Source organism: Pseudomonas sp. SWRI81, assembly GCF_014268545.1.
Lineage (GTDB): Bacteria > Pseudomonadota > Gammaproteobacteria > Pseudomonadales > Pseudomonadaceae > Aquipseudomonas > Aquipseudomonas hamedanensis.
This window is the reverse complement of the sequence record NZ_JABWQS010000024.1, coordinates 22,256-45,418: the sequence shown is the minus strand read 5'-3', so window position 1 is coordinate 45,418 and position 23,163 is coordinate 22,256. Positions and strand designations below refer to the sequence as shown.

At 60.8% G+C, this 23,163-nt stretch carries 11 protein-coding genes; 8 read left to right on the top strand and 3 right to left on the bottom strand.

What is annotated here, in order from left to right; translation table 11 throughout:
* Positions 1-21 precede the first annotated feature (21 nt).
* The 4 genes from rpsR to dnaB all read left to right on the top strand — a co-directional run bounded on the left by rpsR (position 22) and on the right by dnaB (position 3,165).
* Positions 22-252: a 30S ribosomal protein S18 gene (gene rpsR, locus HU765_RS16215; protein WP_002551829.1), complete on the top strand. Its 231-nt coding sequence runs from the start codon at positions 22-24 to the stop codon at positions 250-252.
* Between the two features lie 36 nt (positions 253-288).
* Positions 289-1,182 carry a hypothetical protein gene (locus HU765_RS16210; protein ID WP_186547635.1) on the top strand — a complete coding sequence of 298 codons (894 nt, stop codon included), beginning with the start codon at positions 289-291 and terminating at the stop codon, positions 1,180-1,182.
* A gap of 18 nt (positions 1,183-1,200) precedes the next feature.
* Complete coding sequence (rplI, locus tag HU765_RS16205; RefSeq protein ID WP_003186385.1) at positions 1,201-1,647, top strand: 50S ribosomal protein L9; 447 nt, start codon at positions 1,201-1,203, stop codon at positions 1,645-1,647.
* 120 nt (positions 1,648-1,767) lie between these two features.
* A complete protein-coding gene (gene dnaB / locus HU765_RS16200) occupies positions 1,768-3,165 on the top strand; it encodes a replicative DNA helicase (RefSeq protein ID WP_186547633.1) in 1,398 nt (465 codons plus the stop codon).
* Between the two features lie 51 nt (positions 3,166-3,216).
* Here dnaB and HU765_RS16195 read toward each other — a convergent pair whose 3' ends face one another.
* From HU765_RS16195 to HU765_RS16185, 3 genes are all read right to left on the bottom strand, one after another.
* Entirely contained in the window at positions 3,217-7,656 is a 4,440-nt protein-coding gene (locus HU765_RS16195) for an NEL-type E3 ubiquitin ligase domain-containing protein (RefSeq protein ID WP_346727532.1), read from the bottom strand.
* A gap of 333 nt (positions 7,657-7,989) precedes the next feature.
* The gene (locus tag HU765_RS16190) at positions 7,990-10,572 is read right to left on the bottom strand and encodes a hypothetical protein (protein ID WP_238344713.1); all 2,583 of its coding nucleotides are present in this window, start codon (positions 10,570-10,572) and stop codon (positions 7,990-7,992) included.
* A 65-nt stretch (positions 10,573-10,637) separates the two neighbouring features.
* The gene (locus HU765_RS16185; protein WP_186621682.1) at positions 10,638-13,307 is read right to left on the bottom strand and encodes a hypothetical protein; all 2,670 of its coding nucleotides are present in this window, start codon (positions 13,305-13,307) and stop codon (positions 10,638-10,640) included.
* A gap of 232 nt (positions 13,308-13,539) precedes the next feature.
* On the opposite strand from HU765_RS16185, the gene HU765_RS16180 reads away from it, so the two are divergent.
* From HU765_RS16180 to HU765_RS16165, 4 genes are all read left to right on the top strand, one after another.
* Entirely contained in the window at positions 13,540-15,843 is a 2,304-nt protein-coding gene (locus HU765_RS16180) for a YgiQ family radical SAM protein (RefSeq protein WP_186621680.1), read from the top strand.
* A gap of 446 nt (positions 15,844-16,289) precedes the next feature.
* Entirely contained in the window at positions 16,290-19,565 is a 3,276-nt protein-coding gene (locus tag HU765_RS16175) for a transglutaminase family protein (RefSeq protein ID WP_186621678.1), read from the top strand.
* A gap of 88 nt (positions 19,566-19,653) precedes the next feature.
* A complete protein-coding gene (locus HU765_RS16170; protein ID WP_186621676.1) occupies positions 19,654-22,140 on the top strand; it encodes a circularly permuted type 2 ATP-grasp protein in 2,487 nt (828 codons plus the stop codon).
* Positions 22,140-23,030, top strand: a complete 891-nt coding sequence (locus HU765_RS16165; RefSeq protein ID WP_186621674.1) for a transglutaminase family protein — start codon at positions 22,140-22,142, stop codon at positions 23,028-23,030. The genes HU765_RS16170 and HU765_RS16165 overlap by 1 nt, the downstream gene beginning before the upstream one ends.
* The last annotated feature ends 133 nt before the right edge of the window (positions 23,031-23,163 follow it).

Genomic DNA, 23,163 nt, shown 5'->3' with positions numbered 1-23,163 from the left:
CCTTATTAAGGAGCCTATCAAATGGCACGTTTCTTCCGTCGTCGTAAATTCTGCCGCTTCACCGCTGAAGACGTGAAAGAGATCGATTACAAAGATCTCAACACTCTGAAAGCTTACGTATCCGAGACCGGCAAAATCGTTCCAAGCCGCATCACCGGTACCAAAGCTCGTTATCAGCGTCAGCTGGCCACCGCTATCAAGCGCGCCCGCTTCCTGGCCCTGCTGGCCTACACCGACAGCCACGGCCGCTGAGACCGGGCAGTCGACAAGTAGCAAAGGATTGAATGCATGCGTGCCTTAGCTGAGTTCATCATGCGCGGCCGCCTGCAGGCCACTCTCGTAGTGGCCGGGTGTGCAACATTGCCGTTGTTGTATTGGTTGGGTGCCGCCGCCGGGAGCCTTGTGCTGCTGCGGCGCGGATTGACGGACGCCCTCGGCGTTCTGTCCCTGGGACTGCTGCCGGCATTGATCTGGTGGCTGTATGCCGATGACCCACGGGCACTTCTGGTGCTGCTGGGTTCTTCGGGGCTTGCGTTGGTTTTGCGCGCAAGCGAATCCTGGGTCCGTACGCTGCTGGTCAGCGTGGCGATCGGGGTGGTGTTTTCAGTGGTGCTCGGCGTCGCGTTTGCGGCCCAGATCGAGATGCTCGCGCAGGCCCTTATAAAGGTCATGCCAGCGCTTCTCGGTGAGACCTACAAGCAATTGTCGGTCGATGAGCAAGCGCGTTTCGCGTCCCTGATTGCACCGGTCCTGACCGGACTGATTGCGGCTTTGTTGCAGATCGTCAGCGTGCTGAGCCTGATTGTCGGGCGGCATTGGCAGGCGTTGTTGTACAACCCGGGTGGTTTTGGTCGTGAGTTTCGCGCCATCCGGATCCCGCTGGGGCCGGCGATGTTGCTGCTGGCGTTGATGCTTCTGGGCCCGAATCTCGGTGCACAGATGGCCATGTTGACGCCGTTGTGCAGTGTACCGCTGGTGTTCGCCGGACTCGCCCTGATTCACGGGCTGGTCGGGCAGAAGCGACTGGCCGGTTTCTGGCTGGTGGGGTTGTACGTCACGCTGCTGTTGTTCATGCAGCTGATCTATCCGTTGCTCGTGGTTCTGGCCATTGTCGACAGCCTGATTGATTTTCGCGGTCGTCACGTGTCGAAAGACACCGACAGCGCGAACGGTGAAGGTTAAAAGTTAGAGGATTTTCACATGCAACTGATCCTTCTGGAAAAAATCGCCAACCTGGGCAACCTGGGCGACAAAGTAAACGTTAAGGCCGGTTACGGCCGTAACTACCTGCTGCCTTTCGGCAAGGCTACCGCTGCGACCGCTGCCAACCTGGCTGCGTTCGAAGAGCGTCGCGCCGAGCTGGAAAAAGCTGCCGCAGACCGTAAAGCATCGGCTGAAAGCCGTGCTGCCCAACTGGCCGAGCTGGAAGTGACTATCACTGCCACCGCTGGCGACGAAGGCAAGCTGTTCGGTTCGATCGGTACTCACGACATCGCTGACGCACTGACCGCCTCCGGCGTTGAAGTTGCGAAGAGCGAAGTTCGTCTGCCGAACGGCACCATCCGCAACGTGGGTGAATTCGACGTGGCCGTGCACCTGCACGCCGAAGTTGAAGCCACCGTACGCGTTGTCGTGGTAGCAGCTTAAGCAACACGGATCGGCTGGCGGCTTGCCCGTCAGACGGTTAACATCGGGCACGATCCTGTTTACAGGTCGTGCCCTTTGTCTTTCTGAAACTCCTGCTTTTTACCTAATTCTCAAGTGGCCATGAACGATATCTCCGCTCCCGAGCAATACGATCTGCAAACCGCTGCCCTGAAGGTGCCGCCGCATTCCATCGAGGCCGAACAGGCCGTACTCGGTGGTCTGATGCTGGACAACAACGCCTGGGAACGTGTGCTCGATCAAGTCTCCGACGGCGACTTCTACCGGCATGACCACCGTCTGATCTTCCGTGCGATCGCCAAACTGGCCGATCAGAACTCGCCGATCGACGTCGTGACCCTCGCCGAGCAACTGGACAAGGAAGGCCAGACCTCGCAAGTCGGCGGTCTCGGTTACCTGGGCGAACTGGCGAAAAACACGCCGTCTGTCGCCAACATCAAGGCCTATGCGCAGATCGTCCGCCAGCGGGCGACCTTGCGTCAGTTGATCGGTATCAGCACCGAGATCGCCGACAGCGCGTTCAACCCTGAAGGCCGCACCGCCGAAGAGATCCTCGACGAAGCCGAACGGCAGATATTCCAGATCGCCGAAGCGCGACCGAAGACCGGCGGCCCGGTCGGCGTCAACGAGTTGTTGACCAAGGCTATCGACCGCATCGACACCCTGTTCAACACCGACAACGCCATTACCGGCCTGTCTACCGGTTACACCGACCTCGACGAGAAAACCAGCGGCCTGCAACCGTCCGACCTGATCATCGTCGCCGGCCGTCCATCGATGGGCAAAACGACGTTCGCGATGAACCTGGTGGAAAACGCCGTGCTGCGCAGCGAAAAAGCCGTCCTCGTGTACTCCCTCGAGATGCCAGGCGAATCGCTGATCATGCGTATGCTGTCTTCGCTCGGCCGTATCGACCAGACCAAGGTGCGTTCCGGTCAACTGGAAGATGACGATTGGCCACGCCTGACTTCCGCAGTCAATCTGCTCAACGATCGCAAACTGTTCATCGACGACACCGCCGGTATCAGTCCCTCGGAAATGCGCGCGCGGACCCGACGTCTGGTGCGTGAACACGGCGATGTCGGCCTGATCATGATCGACTACCTGCAACTGATGCAGATCCCCGGTTCGAGCGGTGACAACCGGACCAACGAAATTTCCGAGATTTCCCGTTCCCTGAAAGCCCTGGCCAAGGAATTCAACTGCCCGGTGGTTGCCCTGTCGCAGCTCAACCGTTCCCTCGAACAGCGCCCGAACAAGCGCCCGGTGAACTCCGACTTGCGTGAATCCGGAGCGATCGAGCAGGACGCCGACGTGATCATGTTCGTCTACCGCGACGAGGTGTATCACCCGGAGACCGAACACAAGGGCATCGCCGAAATCATCATCGGCAAACAGCGGAACGGCCCGATCGGTTTTATTCGCCTGGCCTTCATCGGCAAATACACGCGCTTCGAAAACCTCGCCCCGGGCAGCTACAACTTCGACGACGACGAGTGACGGCTGGCCGAAGACATTCGGCCAGCCGTCTCGTTGCCTGATACCGCCGGCTCAGGCAGACGTCTGAGCCGCCGATTCATCGGCAGGCGATGTCTCGACGGTGGTACGAGGTTGCAGCTCTTGCCGGGTCAGTTCCTGAATCAGCGCCGCTTCGGCAATCGCCAGTTGTGCCTGCCCATCGTTGGTCTGTGCAATGTACTGGGCTTCGGTCAGTTGCTCCTGAGCATACTGGCTGTCCAGTGCGGCTTGCCGGTCCTGAAAGGGCTGCCGACTGGCTTCGAATTGCGTCTGGTATTTGTAAATGACGAAATCCTGCCAGAAGTCCATGGACACCAACGCCTGAAATTCCTCAGGTGAATCATTCAGAACTATCACCTTGTTATAGGCGGCCTCAAGCATGCCCGGCGTCACCTCGGCCATCAGGATAAAAGTCAGTGACTGTGGCTGAAACGGTAATTGCAGCCGGTCCTTCAGGCCGAAGCGATACGCCATGGTCACTTCATGCTGATCGCGTATGCGGCGACGATGAACGTTGCGCTGTGCCTCGGATGTTGCCGGATCGTTGATAATTAACCGGCTGGAGGCGACGTGCGCGGCGGCGATGTCATCCACCTGTTTCAGGCGGAACAACCCTCTGGACAATGTCACCAGTGGCGCTCCGTTCTTATCCTGGCGGGCCTGCATACGTGCCTTGTGGGTTACCGCGAGGATTTGCAAATCGGTAAAGGTCGCTGCCGCGAGGTCGGTACAACCCGCTTCGCAAGCTCGATCAAACAGCTCTCTGCGCAGCGCCCGTGATTGCGCATCGTTGTCGGTCATGACATCGATCACTTCCCAGACCTGACGTCGAAAGTCAGCATGACCGGAACGGCTTTCGATAATGTTGAAAAAACCGTCAGACCCTTCCAGCTCGCGCAACATCCGCCATTGCGCTCGCCGTGCGGCGACCTCGTCGGCGGAGAGTCCGCTAATCCATTGCTCACGCAGCTCCAGAGGATTGCGATCGGGTTGGCGTGCCACGAGCTGTGAGGACGTGACCAGGTTGGGGCCACGGTTCAATGCCAGCCCTGCGTCTCTGAGCCGTTGAACATAGCCTGCCAGTTGGGCGGCAGTGGTGTCGACGAGCGGGTTATTGGTCACCCGCGTGCTGTTGTTGGCCCGCACCGATTGCGCCAGGCGATCGGCAGGCGGCGCGGTGACGAAGTCCGGAATGGTGGTGATCCGGTTGTGGCTCAGGTTGATGGAGTCCAGCAGTGGCTGGTCGAACAGCCCCCTGGGCCAGCTGGAAATGCCCGTGGTCGACAGATCGATCGAACGCATGTCCGTTATCTGGCTGAAATCCGGCAAGACGCCCAATTGCGGGTTGTTGTTGAGCCAAAGCGCCCTGAGCGTAACCCGCCCGGCGAGGATCGCGGCCGTCTCATCGGTCAGCTGGAGCTGGTTGCCGTGGAGAAACAGGCGCGTCATTGCATGCATTTCCCCAACGGCCGGCGGCAGTTCCCTGAGCCGGTTGTTCGACATGTCCAGCCAGCGCAGATGCCGAAAGCGCGTCAGAAAACCTTCCGGGGATTCAGCCAGGTTCATTCGGGCCAGATTGAGTGAGCCGACGTGGCTGAAGTCGATGCTCAGGTCCGGCAGGGTCGGCAGTATCAGACCGCTGAGGTCCAGCTCCAGGCCAATCGGCGTGCCATCGACGGCGTGCTTTTGCGCGGTTTCCCGGCGCCAGCAGGCGATGATGCGATCCCGTGCCGCTGTACGGTCGTTGCGGGTCTGAGCGTTGATCTGTAACTGATTGGCGCGAACGTAGCGCTGGCGATTGCCGCCTCCGGAAAATACCCAATCATCGAGCTGACTTTTCAACTGGCCGAACTCCTGTTCCAGAGCCTCCAGCCGCCCGTTGACGCTATCCGCTTCCAGATTCCAGAGGAACTCCCGGCAGGCCTTGATGCTTTTAGCCGGGAACAGTTTTTTATAGCGCTGCGCCAGCGAGTTTTCACTGTCGAAGGCATCAGGACGTAGAGGGTCCATCAGCTCCGGATAGGCGTCGCTCAGTTGGCGCCAGTAGGCGTCGAAGTGGCGCCAGTAGTCGGACGGGAAATCGTTGCCCAGCAGCAGTGTCGCGCCGTTTATCCGGGCGATGCCTGGCATTTTTTCAAGCGTCGGCTCAAGCAGATGGCCTGGCACCTCCCGCAAGCGGTTATTGCGCAGGTCCAGGCCCGTCAGGGCAGATTTGTCCTCCAGCCCGGTCGGCCAATGACGGATGCCGGTGTTGTTCATGTTCACCGAAATCAAGCCAGCCATCGCGCTGAAGTCCGGACTCAGACTGAGTGACGGGTTATGGGACAGATCAATGATCGTCAGACGGCTCAGCGCGCTGAGTGTGGCCGCGCCTGGCTCATCCAGTTCAATGCGGTTGGCGCTCAGGTCCAGGCGGCGCAGAGAGTGCATTCCACCCACCACGGCGGGTAACGTCTTCAGCCCGCACTGGTTGATGGACAGCTGCTCCAGATTGGGAAAGTTGCCGAGAAAAGTGTCGGCGTCATCCGACCAGGTGATGGACAAGAGGTCGAGTCGCTTTACATGGCTGAAGTCCAGCGTCAACGCCGGGAGCGGACCGCTACCTGCGGTGATCCTCAACGTTTGCACGGAATCGTCGAGCCAGCATGCCTTGATGATCCGGGCGACGCGTCGTGCCGATGTTTCGCCCGTGCTGCCGCTGGCCGTGCCGGTCTCTTGGGCCGCGACATAACCTTGCAACTGAGATTCGAGCAAATCCAGTTGTTCGATCCGTTGCGCCAGGAGCGTATCTGCATCGTCGCCCAAGGCGATTAAGTAGGCTCTGGCCTCTTGCGGGGTTTTATCCGGATACAGCCGTTGCACCATCGCCACTTCGGGAATGTCACTGTCGAGTCTGAACGCGCCCGGCAGGGGGGCGATGCCCGGATGCGACGGGGCGGCTGCCACGCGTTGCCAGAATGCTTCCAGCGTTTTCCAGTAACCGGCAGGAAAATCGTTGCGTTCGATCAGCGTGACGGCGTTGATCCGGTAGATCCGTTCAAACTGATCAGCAGCCGGCGCGACGAGTGCGTCAGGCACCTCGCGCAGTAGATTGTCGCGGAGGTCGAGCCGCTCGAGGCCGCTGTGCTGCGTCAGGCCGATGGGCCATTGCTCCAATTGCGTGCTACGCAGATTCAGTGTCTTGAGTCGCGACATGCCGCTGAAGTCAGGGTGTCTGCCCAACGGGTTAGCGGACAGGTCGATGTGCTCCAGAGTCACCATCGTGCCCAGGGCGGCGGCGGATTGTTCGTCGAACTCCAGGCGATTGGCATGCAGATCCAGGGTCTGCAGATCGGGCATTCGGGTCATGGCTGCGGGCAGCTTATCCAGTCCACAGTCGGTGATGGACAGGCGTTGCAGGCCGGAAAAACCGTTAAGAAACGTTTCGCCAGTGCCTGACCAAAGGATCCCGTTCAGCTCCAGCGTGCGCACGTGGCTGAAATCTGCTGTCAGTGCCGGCAGCGTCGCGCTGGCGCCAGTCAGCTTCAGGATCGCGCCGGTCTCATGGCGCCAGCAGCGTTTGATCTCCAGGGCAACCCGTTGCGCCCACGCCTTGATGGCCGGCGATTGCGCGTTGGTATCGGTCCAGTCCTGCAGAGCGTTTTTCAGGGTTTTGTAATCGGCTTCACGCCGCGTCAGTGCACCTGTGACATCGTCCCCCAGCGAACGCACAAAGGCAGCGATCTGCTGCTCGTCAAACGTCGGAAACAGCTTTCGCACGCGCGACTCCGGGCTGTGCAGGCGGTTGGCAAGCGTGGCAAACCGGTCCGCCAGTCGTTGCGACAGCGTTCGTTGCGGTTCGCCACGGCGCATGCCGCCTGCCCCAGCCACGTTGACGCCGACCCAGCCGTCGCGAGGGTCGCGAACGATCGCTTGCGAGCGACCCGGGCGGGAGGCCACGTACCGGTTGCCTTCGTCATGGGCAACCGGATCTTCAGTGCGCACGATCCGCAGCACCGGTACTGACGGTGATGACGAGTCAGCATCGTGCAGAACCTGATAGGCGTGCTCACCGATGACCACATAGAGCTTGTTATCGTGGTGAAACGTACCGTCGCCGCCAGGTTCGACGCCGGTAAAATCCAGTGCAGTCCGGAACGCTTCCAGCCGACCTTCGGACAGCGGGAAGAGGATCGGCTCCAGGTCGCTGCGCACTTCCCAGCGTCCGCTGATGGCATCGCGCACCAGCTCCGGGCCGGAGGGTAGTCGTTCGTTGGCCAGGGTGGCGCGTACCAGACCCGTTTGCGCGTCCGTCGCGACCTGTACGACCAAGCCGTCGGGCAAGTCGACATAGTGGCGTCCCTTGAATGTCCGCAGGCCTCGTTCGTCGGGAGCTGGAAGCCGTGCGGTGGCAGGTACCCGGTAGTGTTCAAGAGGTTGTGGTGCAGGCGTGGCAGGCGGTTGTGCGGGCAGATCGAATTCGTTGACGGTCACTCGCGGCGCGGGAAGGATGGCATCCAGCTCGGCCTCGTTAGCGGTCCTTGTCGATGTCGGCAGATTCTCGCGTGAAATGGCAAGTGAACCCGTGTCTGTCCGCGCGTGGGGGTCGAATTCTCGCGAATGGGGAGTGGGTCGTGTCGTCACCCCCGGGCTGACTTCGACTGTGGTGGTCTCTCTGACGGGTGGTTTGTTTTTCACTTTCATGTCCTTGAAAAGATGGTCCCGTCAGTTGCGCGAGTGGCGCACTGAAGGGACATTCGGCGTCATTGCCTGATGTTCGACGTCAGCACTGCAGGGCTGAATCGGCTGGTTACATGCCTGGCGACTTCATGTCGCCAGATCGAATATTTTGCGGGCCGTGCGACCGTCGATCGTTTCGCGCCAGATCGCCACATGGGGCAGACCGGCCTGCTCATCCCGGCGCTGGGAGGATGTGCCCCGTCCGGCCTGTTCAAGCGTTTTGAGGTGACCGCCCTTGACCGTGAAGTTGAGGGCCAGGCTGTCGTGTTTGTCATAGTGGAAATGCGCCTCCCACAGTGGCGCGTCATCGGCGCGGTCGCTGATGGAATAAACGTCCAGGAACGACTTGTCGCGGCCTTTGCCGATTTGTTTGCGCTCTACGGTGCGGGTCACGCTGAGTGCTGCATGATCGAGTAAATAGTTCAGGCGCATGATGTCCAGCACGTCCCGGTTTTTGTACATGCGCACCAGAACCCGTTGGCCTTCGGCGCTCAGCGAATCGCCTGCGCTGCGCAGACGATCGGTGAGGCTCGTGAGCTCAGCGTCAGCGGCGGCCTCCGGGTGATGGGCTAACTGATGAGCATGCTCACTGAGCCGGTCGGCGGCCTTGCCCAGGTATTCGAGAATGTCTGTGGGATTGTCATGTCGCGATTCCCGAGTCTTGGCCTCGGCAAGGTGGCCGGCGACGTCGCTGAGCAAACGGTGCGCCTGCGCAACAAGCAGGGGCTTGGGCGTTTCGGCAGTCTGCGGACGCACCGGCAGCCATTCGCCCTGACGTTTTTCGTAGCGTTGCGGCTTGCCATCGGGGCGGAACGGATCCGCCACTTTAACGGTGATGTTGCCATCCGCAGCGACTTCCTTTTCACCCACCAGCACTTTGTAAAGACCGTGCTGGCGCGTGCGAAAGACTTTGCGCGCAGGGGCGGGCGTCGCCGTTTCGGTGCTGAGCGTCTGCTTGGGAACAAAGTCGAAATCGATATCCTGATCGAGGCTGAGTGGCTCGCCACGACGGCGGAACGTGGCGAAGATATCGCTCAGTTTGCTGTCGATGCGCTGCTCGAACGGCTCGATAAGACTGATGATTTCTTTGAGATACCCCGCGTTCTCAGGGCTGGCGGAGGACAACAGTGACGCAAAGTGCTGTTTTTCCGCCCTGATCTGACTGTCGGCCAGCATCAGTGCCATTGGCTGTTGCGGTTCGGCAATGTTGTTCAGATCGTTGGCGAACAGGTCAATCGCCAGCAAGGTTTGCATGCCTTTTGCCGGCGGGTTCCCGGGATTGTCCGAGAGTAGACAAAGATAGGCGGTCAGCTTGTTACGGTTGACCAGGTCGAAGTCCGGAACAGCGTTGAAATCTTCGTCGAACTGAAAACTGGTGCGCGGGGCGGCTTTGCTCAGCTGATCGATGACCCCTTGGCGGTCTTCGAGCAGCTTCAGCTTCTTGTTCATGTGTGTGATGATTTTCTTGAAGTTGTCAGCGGTCAGTGCCGTGACCGTGGGCCTGATCCTCAAATCCATCACCGCCATCAACCGGTTGAGGTACTCGACTCGCTCCAGCTGGAAGGTGTGCAATTCTTCGTTGTAGAGGGCTCTGGTTTTAACGCGGATCAGGCCGTCCTTGTTGTCGATAAACGACTGTACGAAGGCCGTCTGGAGCTTGACGTGCCTGATCAGCTGTATCTCGACGGCGACCAGCGCGGCGGTCTTCGCGTCACTGCCCTCGGCCTGTTGCCGTGACTCGGCGAAGAGCGTGTTGTACCGGGCCGCCGAGTGCTTCAAGTCACCGTGGGCCGCGGCCATGGCCGTGTACATGATCTGCAGCTCGGCGACGCTCACTTGCGGTTGTGGATTACGCCGCATGCCACCGCTGAGTCCGGGGTGGGCAGCGACCCAGATGTGGGCCGGATTGCGCGTAATGGCCAGCGTTTGGCCAATGCGACTGGCGTGATAGACGTTGCTACTGTCGGCCGCGACCGGATCTGGGGACCGGGCGATACGCCAGACTTTTTGCGCCGGCGTGGACGCATCGAGATCCTGCAAGACCTGATAACCGCGGTTGTCGATAACCACGTAAAGCTTGCCGTCATGGTGGAACACGCCGTCGCCGTCGGCAGTGGCAGTGCTGAAATCCAGATCCGTGCCGAAGGCCTGCAGACGTGTACCGGTCAATGGTGCGATGGCATCGTTGTCATTCATTGATCTCCAGCGCCTGCTGTCACGGTCGCGAATCAGCGTCGGTCCCGAAGGCGTCAGTTCGCTCGGCAGTCTGGCCCGGTACAGCCCCGTGTCCGGGTCTTGTGCTACTTGCACGACACGGCCGTCGTTCAGGTCGACGTAGCGGCGTCCCTTGAAAATCCTGAAGCCCTCGACATCGGCGTTCGGCAACGCAGCGTTTGCACTGAGTGTGTATTGCTCCAGCGGCGCCGTCGGGGATGTCGTAGGCGTAACGGTCAGGGGCTGCTCGCTGACCGTTACTGCGGGTGCGGGCAGGATGGCATCCAGGTCAGCGGTTCCGGTCGGGCTGTCCGTGCGTGGCGGATTGCGTGTCGTCGTGGTCAGGCCAGGGCCGGTGCGGACCGGCGTGTCGGACAGATGCCCGTCGACCGGGTTCTTCGGTGGCGCGTGGACATCGACCGAGACATTGACTCGGGTGGAGGGCTTTACTGCCATGTGTTGTTCATCCTTGAAACAATGATTGCATCAGCGCCGTTCAATCGGCGACTGGACCGCGTGGGTTAGTGTGTCGTTTGCGAGGAGGTGGAGGCTGCACCGGCTCGGGAACGCACCTCCAGCTCGAAAATTCTTTGCGCGGTGCGTCCGTCGAGTTGTTCGCGCCAGATGGCGGTGTGTTTGCGGCCTTCCATTTCTTCTTTGCGTTGTGATAAACGCCCTTTCTGACTCTGCTCAAGGGTTTTCAGGTGGGCGCCGCGCACGTTGAAGTCCGACTTTGGGGCTTGCTCGGTCGCGTAGTGAAAATGCGCGTGCCAGAGCACTTTTCCATCGGTGACATCGTGGATTGAGTAGATGTCGAGAAACTCTTTGCTCTGGCCCTTGCCTCGTGGTGACCGGTGGTGGTTTTCAACTACACGAACCTGTCCCTTGTCGATCAGATAAATCAGCCGTTCGGCGCTCAAAAAGTTTTTGTCCTTGTAGATCCGCAGGCGAATGTTTTCGCCTTCCTGGCGCAGGCGCTCACCGTCTCCCTTCAAGCTTTTTATCAGGTCGCCGGCATTAGGGTCGGTCTGCTCAAAAAGCTGAAGCTCCAGGACAAGGTCATCCAGCACATTAGCTTTGCTCTCGAGCATTTCGACGATGTTGTCCGGATTGTTTTTCCGGCGCTCTTCGTTCAGGGCCGCCTGTACATGCGCGTCCGATTGCGCCAGATGCTGGCGGGCTTCCTGGATAAGCCTGGGCAGCTCCTTTTGCGGGGGCGTCCGCACCGGTTGCCATTCGCCGGCCCTTCGTTCATAGGTCTGTATAGGCTGATCGGGGTTAAGGGGATTACGGACCTCAATAATCTCTGCGCCCTGCGCAGTGTGTCGTGATTCGCCGACATTGATCTTGTAGACGCCGTGCTTTTTGGCTCGAAAAATACGCCTGGGCCGGGGGGCGGTGCCGCTTCTGTCTTGTGGCGGGATGAAGTCGAAATCAATTGGTTGTTCGTGGAAGGGCAGCGCTGGACGCTCAGTCTGTTTCTCGTGATAGCGTTTCAGGCGACGCGCGAGCGTTTCTTCGAACAGGTTAAGTTGCGTGATAATTTCATCGCGTGAGGCGAGTTGTAGCGGGCCAGGTGCCAGGTCCAGTCGCTCGTACCAGTCACGGATGGCGGCGCATTGCCCCGACAGCTCGCTCAGAACGGCAGGGCGCGAGCCGTCTGGAATCCTGTCGAGTGCGCCATATATAAACGTTGCCTGACCAAACTGCGCCGCCAGCTCAGAAGCCTGCGGGGCGGTACCGGTCGATTGGGGGTTGTCCAGCGTCAGGCTTTTGGCCAGGACCCACGAAGCGACGACGTTATGAGTATCCATGGGTGAAAGGATGTCGCCACTCAAGTCGTCAGGCGAGAGCCGCCATTTTTTAATCAGATTATCGGCAATCCTTTGTCGCGCCTTCATCCGGCTGATTATCCGGGTCAGGAAGTCTATGGTCCCCTGGAGCCTGTCTGGGTGGACGTCGAGCAAAGGGCCCTCGAGTGCCCGGCGCGTCAGGCTGCATTCGACCAGTTGTTGATAGGCGAGCATTTGCCTTTTTTGCAGCGCAATGACGCTCTGGTTGTAGACGGCTTCTGTAATGAGAGCCTTTATGACGGACTTGTTGTCTGTGTAGTAGTTATAGGCCTCATCAAGCCTCGCCAGCTCTTGCTTATTGTGTGATTTGCGCTCACGCAGTGCCTGTTTTTCGTTTTTGACGATGTCGGCTCGATTGCCTTGTGAATCCCTTGCGGTCATCCATGCAGCTATCAGTCGCTGATTTTCATCGTGATCTTTATTGATGGTCTCGGTGAATTGTTCAAGCTTGCTCGCCACTTCCAGGCGCTGAACTATTAATTGTTCGGGCGCTGCACTGCGCCGCATTCCGGCGGCACCTGGCACAACAATGCCCTGCCAACCGTGGCGAGAGTCGAAAACGACCGGCTCCGAGCTGCCGTCACGTGTTGCGACATACACATTGTGCTCGTGCGTGGCGATCGGGTCTTCCGGGCGGACGATGCGCATCACTGTCGTGTGCGGCGACGACGCGTCAAGATCGTGCAGCATTTGATAGGTGTGGTTCTCGATAACCGCGTAAAGTTTCCCGTTGGTGGAATACAGGCCATTACTGTCCGGTGCCAGGTCGCTGACATCGAGGTCGCTGCGAAATCGCTGCAAGCGTGCCGCAGATAACGGGTAGGTCGCGGGCGACAATTGTTCGACCGGTCGCCAGACTCTGCTTTCGGGATCGGATTGCAGCTTCGGCCCGGAAGGGTTCAGCTCGTTGGGCAGCTTCGCCTGGTAGAGGCCGGAGACAGGGTCCAGAGCCACCTGTACGGCGCCATTTTCTGGCACGTTCACGTAGTGGCGTCCCCTGTAAACCGAAATACCGTCGGCATTCGGGGCCGGCAGCACGATCGAGGGGTGTATCCAGTAATCCTTCAACGGACGTGCAACCATCGCAGGTGCAGGCCCGGGTTCGGTTGTGGCGTTGACCGTCACCCGCGCAGGCGCAGGCGCAGGCGTGATGGCGTCAAGGTCTGTGCCCGCGGTTGTCCGGCCGCCTGTCGACGTCCGTGTGGGAATCCAGTGCACCGACCCGCCGCCGTGAGGCGACGGATAATCGGGCCGGATTGTCGGGCTGTCGGGACCGGGCCTGGGCTGGACGTGCACCTCGACAGTGGTTTTGCCCCGAGCGGGCGGCTTGAGTGGCATTGCCTGTCATCCTTTAACGTTCACGCCGTGATATCCGCACGAACGGATCTCGACGGGTGGTCGGCTTCCTTGCCGTTCTGTGTGTCGTGCGTTCCGGTAAAACGTGTCATCTTCCGGGCAGTTTGACGTGGCGGACGGCTTCATCGAGAAACCGACCATTACCGTCGGAATTGGTCAAAATTTGTGCTATATTCCGCGCCCGCGATTTTTCACTTCAACACCGGTCGTCGACATGCAAGCAGCCAAGCCGTTATTTGACTATCCAAAATATTGGGCCGAATGTTTCGGGCCAGCGCCATTCCTGCCGATGAGCAGGGAGGAGATGGATCAGCTTGGCTGGGATTCGTGTGACATCATCATTGTTACCGGAGATGCCTACGTCGATCATCCGTCGTTCGGCATGGCAATCATCGGCCGGCTGCTGGAGTCGCAAGGCTTCCGCGTCGGGATCATTGCCCAGCCCAACTGGCAGTCCAAAGACGATTTCATGAAGCTCGGCGAGCCGAACCTGTTCTTCGGCGTCGCGGCCGGCAACATGGACTCGATGATCAACCGCTACACCGCGGACAAGAAAATCCGCTCCGATGATGCCTACACCCCGGGTGGCATGGCCGGCAAGCGTCCGGACCGCGCGAGCCTGGTCTACAGCCAGCGCTGCAAAGAAGCGTACAAGCACGTGCCGATCGTGCTTGGCGGCATCGAAGCTTCGCTGCGCCGCATCGCTCACTATGACTATTGGCAGGATCGCGTGCGTAACTCGATCCTGATCGACGCCAGCGCCGACATTCTGCTGTACGGCAACGCCGAGCGCGCCATCGTCGAAGTGGCCCAGCGTCTGTCGTGGGGCCACAAGATCGAAGACATTACCGATGTGCGCGGCACCGCGTTCATCCGTCGTGACACGCCGCAAGGCTGGTACGAAGTCGACTCGACGCGCATCGACCGTCCGGGCAAGGTCGACAAGATCATCAACCCGTACGTCAACACGCAAGACACCCAGGCCTGCGCCATCGAGCAGGAAAAGGGGCCGGTCGAAGATCCGCAGGAAGCCAAGGTTGTGCAGATCCTGGCCAGCCCGCGCATGACCCGCGACAAGACCGTTATCCGGCTGCCGTCGATGGAAAAGGTCCGCAACGACCCGGTTCTGTATGCTCACGCCAACCGAGTGCTGCACCTGGAAACCAACCCGGGCAACGCCCGCGCGCTGGTGCAGAAGCATGGCGAGGTCGATGTCTGGTTCAACCCGCCGCCGATTCCGATGACCACCGAAGAAATGGACTACGTGTTCGGCATGCCTTACGCCCGCGTTCCGCACCCGGCGTACGGCAAGGAAAAGATCCCGGCCTACGACATGATCCGTTTCTCTGTGAACATCATGCGCGGCTGCTTCGGCGGCTGCACTTTCTGCTCGATTACCGAGCATGAAGGTCGGATCATCCAGAACCGTTCCGAAGAGTCGATCATTCGTGAAATCGAAGAGATCCGCGACAAGGTCCCGGGCTTCACCGGTGTGATTTCCGATCTCGGCGGCCCGACCGCGAACATGTATCGCATCGCCTGCAAGAGTCCGGAAATCGAATCCGCGTGCCGCAAGCCTTCCTGCGTGTTCCCGGGGATCTGTCCGAACCTGAACACCGACCACTCGTCGCTGATTCAGCTGTATCGCAGTGCCCGTGCGTTGCCTGGCGTGAAGAAGATCCTGATCGCATCCGGCCTGCGTTACGACCTCGCGGTCGAGTCGCCGGAATACGTCAAGGAGCTGGTGACCCACCACGTCGGCGGTTATCTGAAGATCGCCCCGGAACACACCGAGGAAGGTCCGCTCAACCAGATGATGAAACCGGGCATCGGCAGCTATGACAAGTTCAAGCGCATGTTCGAGAAGTACACCAAGGAAGCGGGCAAGGAGCAGTACCTGATTCCATACTTCATCGCCGCGCACCCGGGCACCACCGACGAAGACATGATGAACCTCGCCTTGTGGCTCAAGGGCAACGGCTTCCGCGCCGACCAGGTGCAGGCGTTCTACCCGTCGCCGATGGCGACCGCCACCGCCATGTACCACTCGGGCAAGAATCCGTTGCGCAAGGTGACGTACAAGAGCGACGGCGTGACCATCGTCAAGAGCGAAGAGCAGCGCCGTCTGCACAAGGCGTTCTTGCGTTATCACGACCCGAAAGGGTGGCCGATGCTGCGTGAAGCGCTGGTGCGCATGGGCCGCGCCGATCTGATCGGGCCGGGCAAGGATCAACTGATCCCTGCGCATCAGCCAGCGACTGACAGCTACCAGAGCGCCCGTCGCAAGAACTCGACCCCGGCCGGCAGCCACAAGGTCGCGAAAGAGAAGACCACCAAGATCCTCACCCAGCACACCGGCCTGCCGCCGCGTGCCAGTGATGGCGGCAATCCCTGGGACAAGCGTGAACAGGCCAAGGCCGCCGCGTTCGCCCGCAATCAACAGGCGGCCAAGGAGCGCAAGGATGCGGCCAAAGGCAAAGGGCCGAAGCCGACGCGCAAGCCGGTAGTGCCACGCTAAACAGAACGCCAACCTTCGGGTTGGCGTTTTGCTGATCGTTCCCACGCTCTGCGTGGGAATGCCTCTTGGGACGCTCCGCGTTCCGCCTACACCCGGTGTCAGTTCGAGCGATGCTGTGACGCAGAGCGTCACGGGTTGCACTCCCGCGCAGAGCGTGGGAGCGAGAAGAAAAAGAGTATCGAAGCCACTGGCCTCTTCGCGAGCAGGCTCGCTCCCACAGGGGGCTGCATTGCAAATGTGGGAGCGAGCCTGCTCGCGAAGAGGCCTGCACAGGCAGGCTGCATCCCATGCCTGCCACAAATAGAAGCAAACTCAGCAAAGCATTTCCCCGCATCGCCCGGTTTTGGTGCTGTACTGCCTTGAGCATTTCGCGAAATCGCCCGGACCTGTGCATGGCATAAGTCTTGCGCGCTTTCCCATACGCCCAGGCTCGCAGGAGGCACGCCGTGTCGATTCATGTCGCATTGCATCACGTCACGCATTACCGCTACGACCGCGCTGTCGAACTCGGCCCGCAGATCGTACGCCTGCGCCCGGCTGCTCACAGCCGCACGCGGATTCTGTCCTATGCGCTGAAAGTCTCGCCCGAGCAGCACTTCATCAACTGGCAGCAGGACCCTCAGGGCAACTACCTCGCGCGTCTGGTATTCCCCGAGAAAACCAGTGAGTTGCGCATTGAAGTCGACCTGCTGGCCGAGATGGCGGTGTTCAACCCCTTCGACTTCTTCCTCGAACCCTACGCCGAGAAAATTCCTTTCACGTATGCCACCGACGAGCGCAAGGAACTGGCGCCGTACCTCGAAACCCTGCCGCTGACGCCGGCGTTCAAGGCCTATCTGGACGGTATCGACCGCACGCCGCTGCCGGCAGTGGATTTTCTGGTCGCGCTCAATCAGCGGCTGAGCGAAGACATCGGTTATCTGATTCGCATGGAGCCGGGTGTACAAACCCCGGAGCACACCCTCGAACAGGCCTCTGGCTCTTGCCGCGACTCCGCGTGGCTATTGGTGCAGCTGTTGCGCAATCTTGGGCTGGCCGCACGGTTTGTCTCCGGCTACCTGATTCAACTGACCGCCGATGTGAAGAGCCTCGACGGCCCGTCCGGCACCGACGTCGATTTCACCGACCTGCACGCCTGGTGCGAGGTGTACCTGCCGGGTGCGGGCTGGATCGGCCTTGACGCCACCTCCGGGCTGTTCGCCGGCGAAGGACATATTCCGTTGGCCTGCAGTCCCGATCCGTCCTCGGCGGCGCCGATCAGTGGTCTGGTCGAACCGTGTGAGTGTCAGTTCAGCCACGACATGTCAGTGGAGCGAATCTGGGAGGCGCCCCGCGTCACCAGGCCCTACACCGATGAGCAATGGCTGGCGATCCAGGCATTGGGCAAGCAGATCGACGCCGATCTGCTCGAAGGCGATGTGCGCCTGACCATGGGCGGCGAGCCGACCTTTGTGTCCATCGACGATCCCGACGGCGCCGAGTGGAACACCGCCGCGCTGGGGCCGGACAAACGCCGCCTCAGCGCCGAGCTGTTCCAGCGCATGCGCAAGCAGTACGCGCCGCAGGGGCTGGTGCATTTCGGCCAGGGCAAGTGGTATCCCGGTGAGCAATTGCCGCGCTGGTCGCTCAATTGTTACTGGCGCCGCGATGGCGTGCCAATCTGGCAAAACGCTGCGCTGATCGCTGACGAGCAGGAGGACTATGGTGCCGATGGCGATTTGGCCGGACGCTTTCTGGCGAGCGTCGCCGAGCGGCTGAAATTACCCGCACGTTTTGTCTTCCCTGCCTACGAGGACAATTTCTATTACCTCTGGCGCGAAGGCACCTTGCCCGGCAACGTCAGCGCCGAAGATTCGCGTCTGGACGATCCGCTGGAGCGCGCGCGCCTGCGCAAGGTGTTCACTCAGGGACTCGACAAGGTCATCGGCCAGGTGCTGCCGCTGGCGCGTACTGCCAAGGGCGATCAATGGCAAAGCGGACGCTGGTATTTGCGCGATGAGCACTGTCGTCTGGTGCCGGGGGATTCGCCGCTGGGGTATCGCCTGCCGCTGGCGTCGCAGCCGTGGGTGAAGGCGGCGCAATATCCGTTCATCCATCCCAACGATCCGAATCAGGACTTTGCTGAACTGCCGGATCCCGCGCAGCTTGGTGTTCACGGCGAATCTGCTGCGGTGGATGAGCGCGTGCCGAAAATCGATGAGTCCGCCGACTGGCTGACCCGCACCGCATTCTGTGCCGAGGCCCGCGAGGGACGGCTCTATCTGTTCATGCCGCCGCTGGAACGGGTCGAGGATTATCTGGAACTGGTCGCAGCCATCGAAGCCACCGCTGCGGAGCTGCGCTGCCCGGTGCTGTTGGAGGGCTACGAGCCGCCGAGCGATCCACGTCTGAATAATTTCCGCATCACTCCGGACCCTGGCGTGATCGAGGTCAATGTGCAGCCGTCGGCGACTTGGGACGAGTTGGTCGAGCGCACTGAATTCCTCTATGAACAAGCGCGGCAAACCCGCCTGACCACCGAGAAATTCATGATCGACGGACGCCACACCGGCACCGGTGGCGGCAATCACTTCGTTCTGGGCGGCGCGACGCCGGCGGATTCGCCGTTTTTGCGTCGGCCCGATCTGTTGCGCAGTCTGATCAGTTACTGGCACAACCATCCCTCGTTGTCGTATCTGTTTTCCGGACTGTTTATCGGCCCGACGTCCCAGGCGCCACGGGTCGATGAGGCGCGTAATGATGCTTTGTACGAGCTGGAAATCGCTTTCGCACAAATGCCCGAACCGGGCGAGGAGTGCGCGCCATGGCTGGTGGATCGGTTGTTGCGCCATTTGCTGATCGACGTCACCGGCAATACTCATCGTGCCGAATTCTGCATCGATAAACTTTATTCGCCAGACGGCGCCACCGGGCGTCTCGGCTTGCTGGAACTGCGCGCCTTTGAAATGCCGCCGCATGCGCGCATGAGTCTGGCTCAACAGTTGTTGCTGCGAGCCTTGGTCGCACGCTTCTGGCGCGAGCCTTACGCACCGCCGAAACTGGCGCGCTGGGGCACCGAGCTGCACGATCGCTTCCTGCTGCCGCACTTTATCGAGCAGGATTTCACCGACGTCATTGTCGACCTCAACAACGCCGGTTATCCGTTGCGCGCGGAGTGGTTCGCCGCGCATCTGGAATTTCGTTTTCCCAAGGTCGGCGATTACGCCGTCAATGGCATCGAGCTTGAATTGCGCCAGGCCCTCGAGCCTTGGCATGTACTGGGCGAGGAGGGCTCGGCGGGCGGTACGGTGCGCTACGTCGATTCGTCGCTGGAGCGCTTGCAGGTCAAGCTCAACGGCCTGGCGCCGCAGCGGTATCTGCTGACCTGTAATGGTGTCGCGGTACCGTTGCACCCGACCGGGCGGGTGGGGGAGTTTGTCGCTGGGGTGCGTTATCGCGCCTGGCAGCCGGCCAACTGCCTGCACCCGACCATCCCGGTGCACGCACCGCTGGTATTCGACCTGCTCGACACCTGGATGGGCCGCTCGCTGGGCGGTTGCCAATATCATGTCGCCCACCCAGGCGGGCGCAATTACGAGACGTTACCGGTCAATGCCAATGAAGCGGAAAGCCGGCGCATGGCGCGGTTTTTTCGTCTGGGCCACACGCCAGGGAAACTTCCGATACCGAAAGTGGAAATCAGTGACGAGTTGCCGATGACAATCGATCTGCGCCGTTTCTGAGTCGTACATTTCATGCGGATTTTTCATCTATCCGCACGTCATGTGCCTGCGTTAGTCTGACCGTTCCCTGCTGTCTGCCGAGCTTTCCATGCCTGACCTGCTAGACCGCTACCCGCTGAGCGTGGGTACTTATCACGAACTGCTCGACGGCAGCGGCGCGGTGCGTCCGCATTGGCAGCGGCTGTTCGATCAGTTACAGCGCAGCAGTCCCGCGCAACTGGTGCAGCGGCAGGCCTTGCTGACGCGGCAGATTCAGGAGAACGGCGTCACTTACAACGTCTATGCCGATCCGAAAGGGGCTGATCGACCGTGGGAGCTGGATCTGTTGCCCCATGTAATCGCTGCCGATGAATGGCAACACCTGGCGGCCGGCATCGCGCAACGCGCACGGCTGCTCAATGCCGTGCTGGCGGATCTGTACGGCCCGCAACGGCTGATCAGCGAAGGCCTGCTGCCGGCAGAACTGGTGTTCGGCCACAACAATTTTCTCTGGCCCTGTCAGGGCATCGCTCCACCGGAGTCGGCCTTCCTGCACCTGTACGCCGTGGATCTGGCGCGCACGCCGGACGGTCGCTGGTGGGTCACCGCCGATCGCACCCAGGCGCCGTCCGGCGCGGGTTATGCGCTGGAAAACCGCACCATCGTTTCACGTGCCTTCCCCGAGCTGTACCGCGATCTGAAGGTTCAGCACCTGGCCGGGTTCTTCCGCACGTTGCAGGAAACCCTGGCGCGACAGGCGCCCGGCGAGGACGACACGCCGCTGGTGGTTCTGCTGACGCCGGGGCGTTTCAACGAAAGCTACTTCGAGCATCTGTACCTCGCCCGCCAGCTTGGCTATCCACTGGTCGAAGGCGGTGATCTGACCGTGCGCAATGCCACGGTGTACCTGAAAACCCTCAGCGGTCTGCGCCGGGTGCACGCGATCATGCGCCGCCTCGACGATGATTTCTGCGATCCGCTGGAGCTGCGGACCGATTCGGCGCTGGGCGTCCCCGGTCTGCTCGAGGCGGTGCGTCAGGGGCGGGTGCTGGTCGCCAACGCGCTGGGCAGCGGAGTCCTGGAATCGCCGGGGCTGCTGGGGTTTCTACCGAAGATCAATCAGTACCTGTTCGGCGAAGACCTGATCCTGCCGTCCATCGCGACCTGGTGGTGCGGTGAAGCGCCGGTGCTGGCGCAGGCACTGGAAAAACTCCCGGAGCTGTTGATCAAACCAGCGTTCCCTTCGCAAAGCTTCGCCCCGGTTTTTGGCCGGGACCTTAATGAAACACAGCGCCACGAACTGGCGGAGCGCATGCAGGCGCGGCCCTATGCCTATGTCGCCCAGGAACTGGCGCAGCTCTCACAGGCGCCGGTCTGGCAAGCTGAAGAAGGCCATGTGCAACCCCGGGCAATCGGCATGCGCATGTACGCAGTGGCCAGTCACGACGGCTACCGTGTGCTGCCCGGTGGGCTGACCCGTGTGGCGGCCGACGCCGATGCCGAAGTGGTGTCGATGCAGCGTGGCGGTGCGAGCAAGGACACCTGGGTGCTGGGCGACCGTGCGCCGAGTGGCGAGCAGTGGAAGGCGCAGCGCAATATTGGTGTGCACGATCTGGTGCGTCGGGATCCTTACCTGCCCTCGCGGGTGGTGGAGAACTTGTTCTGGTTCGGCCGTTATTGTGAACGCTGCGATGACAGCGCGCGGCTGCTGCGCATCATGCTGGCGCGCTACGTCGATGGCGATGATCCGCAGGCGTTGCAGGCGGCGGTCGATCTTGGCGAACGGCTGGCGTTGCTGCCGGACGAGGGTGAGCTGCCGGAACGCTTGCTCGCTGCGCTGCTGGGCGAGGACTGGTCGTTCAGCCTGCGCGCCAACCTGCAACGCTTGCAGTGGGCCGCCTCGCAGGTGCGCGGCAAGCTCTCCCGGGAGAACTGGCAAGCGCTGGTTGAATTGCAGCGTGAAGCCATGGAGCTGGACACCGACCAGCCGGATTTTGGCGAACTGCTGGATTTCCTCAACCGTCTGGTGATGTCGCTGGCGGCGCTGTCGGGGTTTGCGCTGGATGACATGACCCGCGACGAAGGCTGGCGCTTTCTGATGATCGGCCGGCGCATCGAGCGCCTGCAGTTTCTCAGCGCCAGTCTGGCCGCGTTTCTGCGCGGCGCGGGTGCGTTCGATCAAGCGGGGCTGGAATGGCTGCTCGAACTGGGTAACAGCAGCATCACCTACCGCTCGCGATATCTGGCGGTGGCGCAATTGATTCCGGTCCTCGATCTGTTGCTGCTGGATGATCAGAACCCGCACGCGGTGTTGTTTCAGTTGAAACTGGTCACCCGCACGTTGAAACGCTTGAACGACGATTTCGGCGCTCCCCGCGAAACCGGATTGCCGCAGCTGGTCGAACGCCTGTCGCGGTTTGAGCTGGGTTGCCTGGAAAACCCGTTGTTCGGCAAGTCCAGCGTGCGTGCCGCGCTCGACGGCCTGGCGGATCTGCTGCAAGACATTGCCGAGGCCAGCGGACAAGTCTCGTATCGGTTGGCCCTGCGCCATTTCGCCCATGTCGATGATGTCAGCCAGCGTACGGTGTCCGTCTGATGAGCGCCCATTACCAGATCTTTCACGACACCAGCTATCACTACGACAGCCCGGTATCCCTCGCGCAGCAACTGGCGCATCTGTGGCCACGTGAGTGCAACTGGCAACGCTGCACCGAACAGCAACTGCTGATCAGTCCGGAGCCGACGGTGCGGCGTGATGAGCTGGACGTGTTTGGCAATCCGCTGACCCGGCTGGCGTTCGAACGGCCGCATGATCAGTTGCAGGTCAACGCGCGGCTCACCGTTGAAGTGCTGGCGCGTCCTGCGCTGGATTTCAATCGGTCGTCGGCGTGGGAGCAGACCCGTGATGCGCTCACCTACAGTAGCCAGCCGTTATCTGCCGACTTGCTTGAAGCCTGTCGCTACCGGTTCCAGTCGCCCTATGTGCTCTTGAAGCGCAGCTTCGTCGAGTTTTCACAAAGCTGTTTCCCGGCTGGACGTCCGCTGCTGCTGGGTGTGCAGGACTTGATGCAGAAGATTTTCAGCGAATTCACCTTCGATGCCGAAGCCACCCAGGTGGCGACGCCGCTGGTGGAAGTGCTGGAGCGGCGGCGTGGCGTGTGCCAAGACTTCGCGCACTTGATGCTGGCTTGCGTGCGCTCGCGCGGGCTGGCGGCGCGTTATGTCAGCGGCTACCTGCTGACCCAGCCACCACCGGGGCAGCCACGCCTGATCGGCGCCGATGCGTCCCATGCCTGGGTTTCGGTGTTTTGTCCGGTGCTCGGGTGGGTGGATTTTGATCCGACCAACAATGTGCAGCCGGCGCTGGAGCACATCACGTTGGCGTGGGGGAGGGATTTTTCTGATGTGTCGCCGTTGCGCGGGGTGATTCTCGGTGGGGGTAATCACGACCCGGAAGTGCGGGTTACGGTGATGCCACTGGAATAACGCAGATTAAACTGTAGGAGTGAGCCTGCTCGCGATAGCGGTGTGTCAGCAGCGAATGTTTTACCTGACACACCGCTATCGCGAGCAGGCTCACTCCTACAAGGGAAATGGGGTGTTTTGAGGAGGGCTGTGA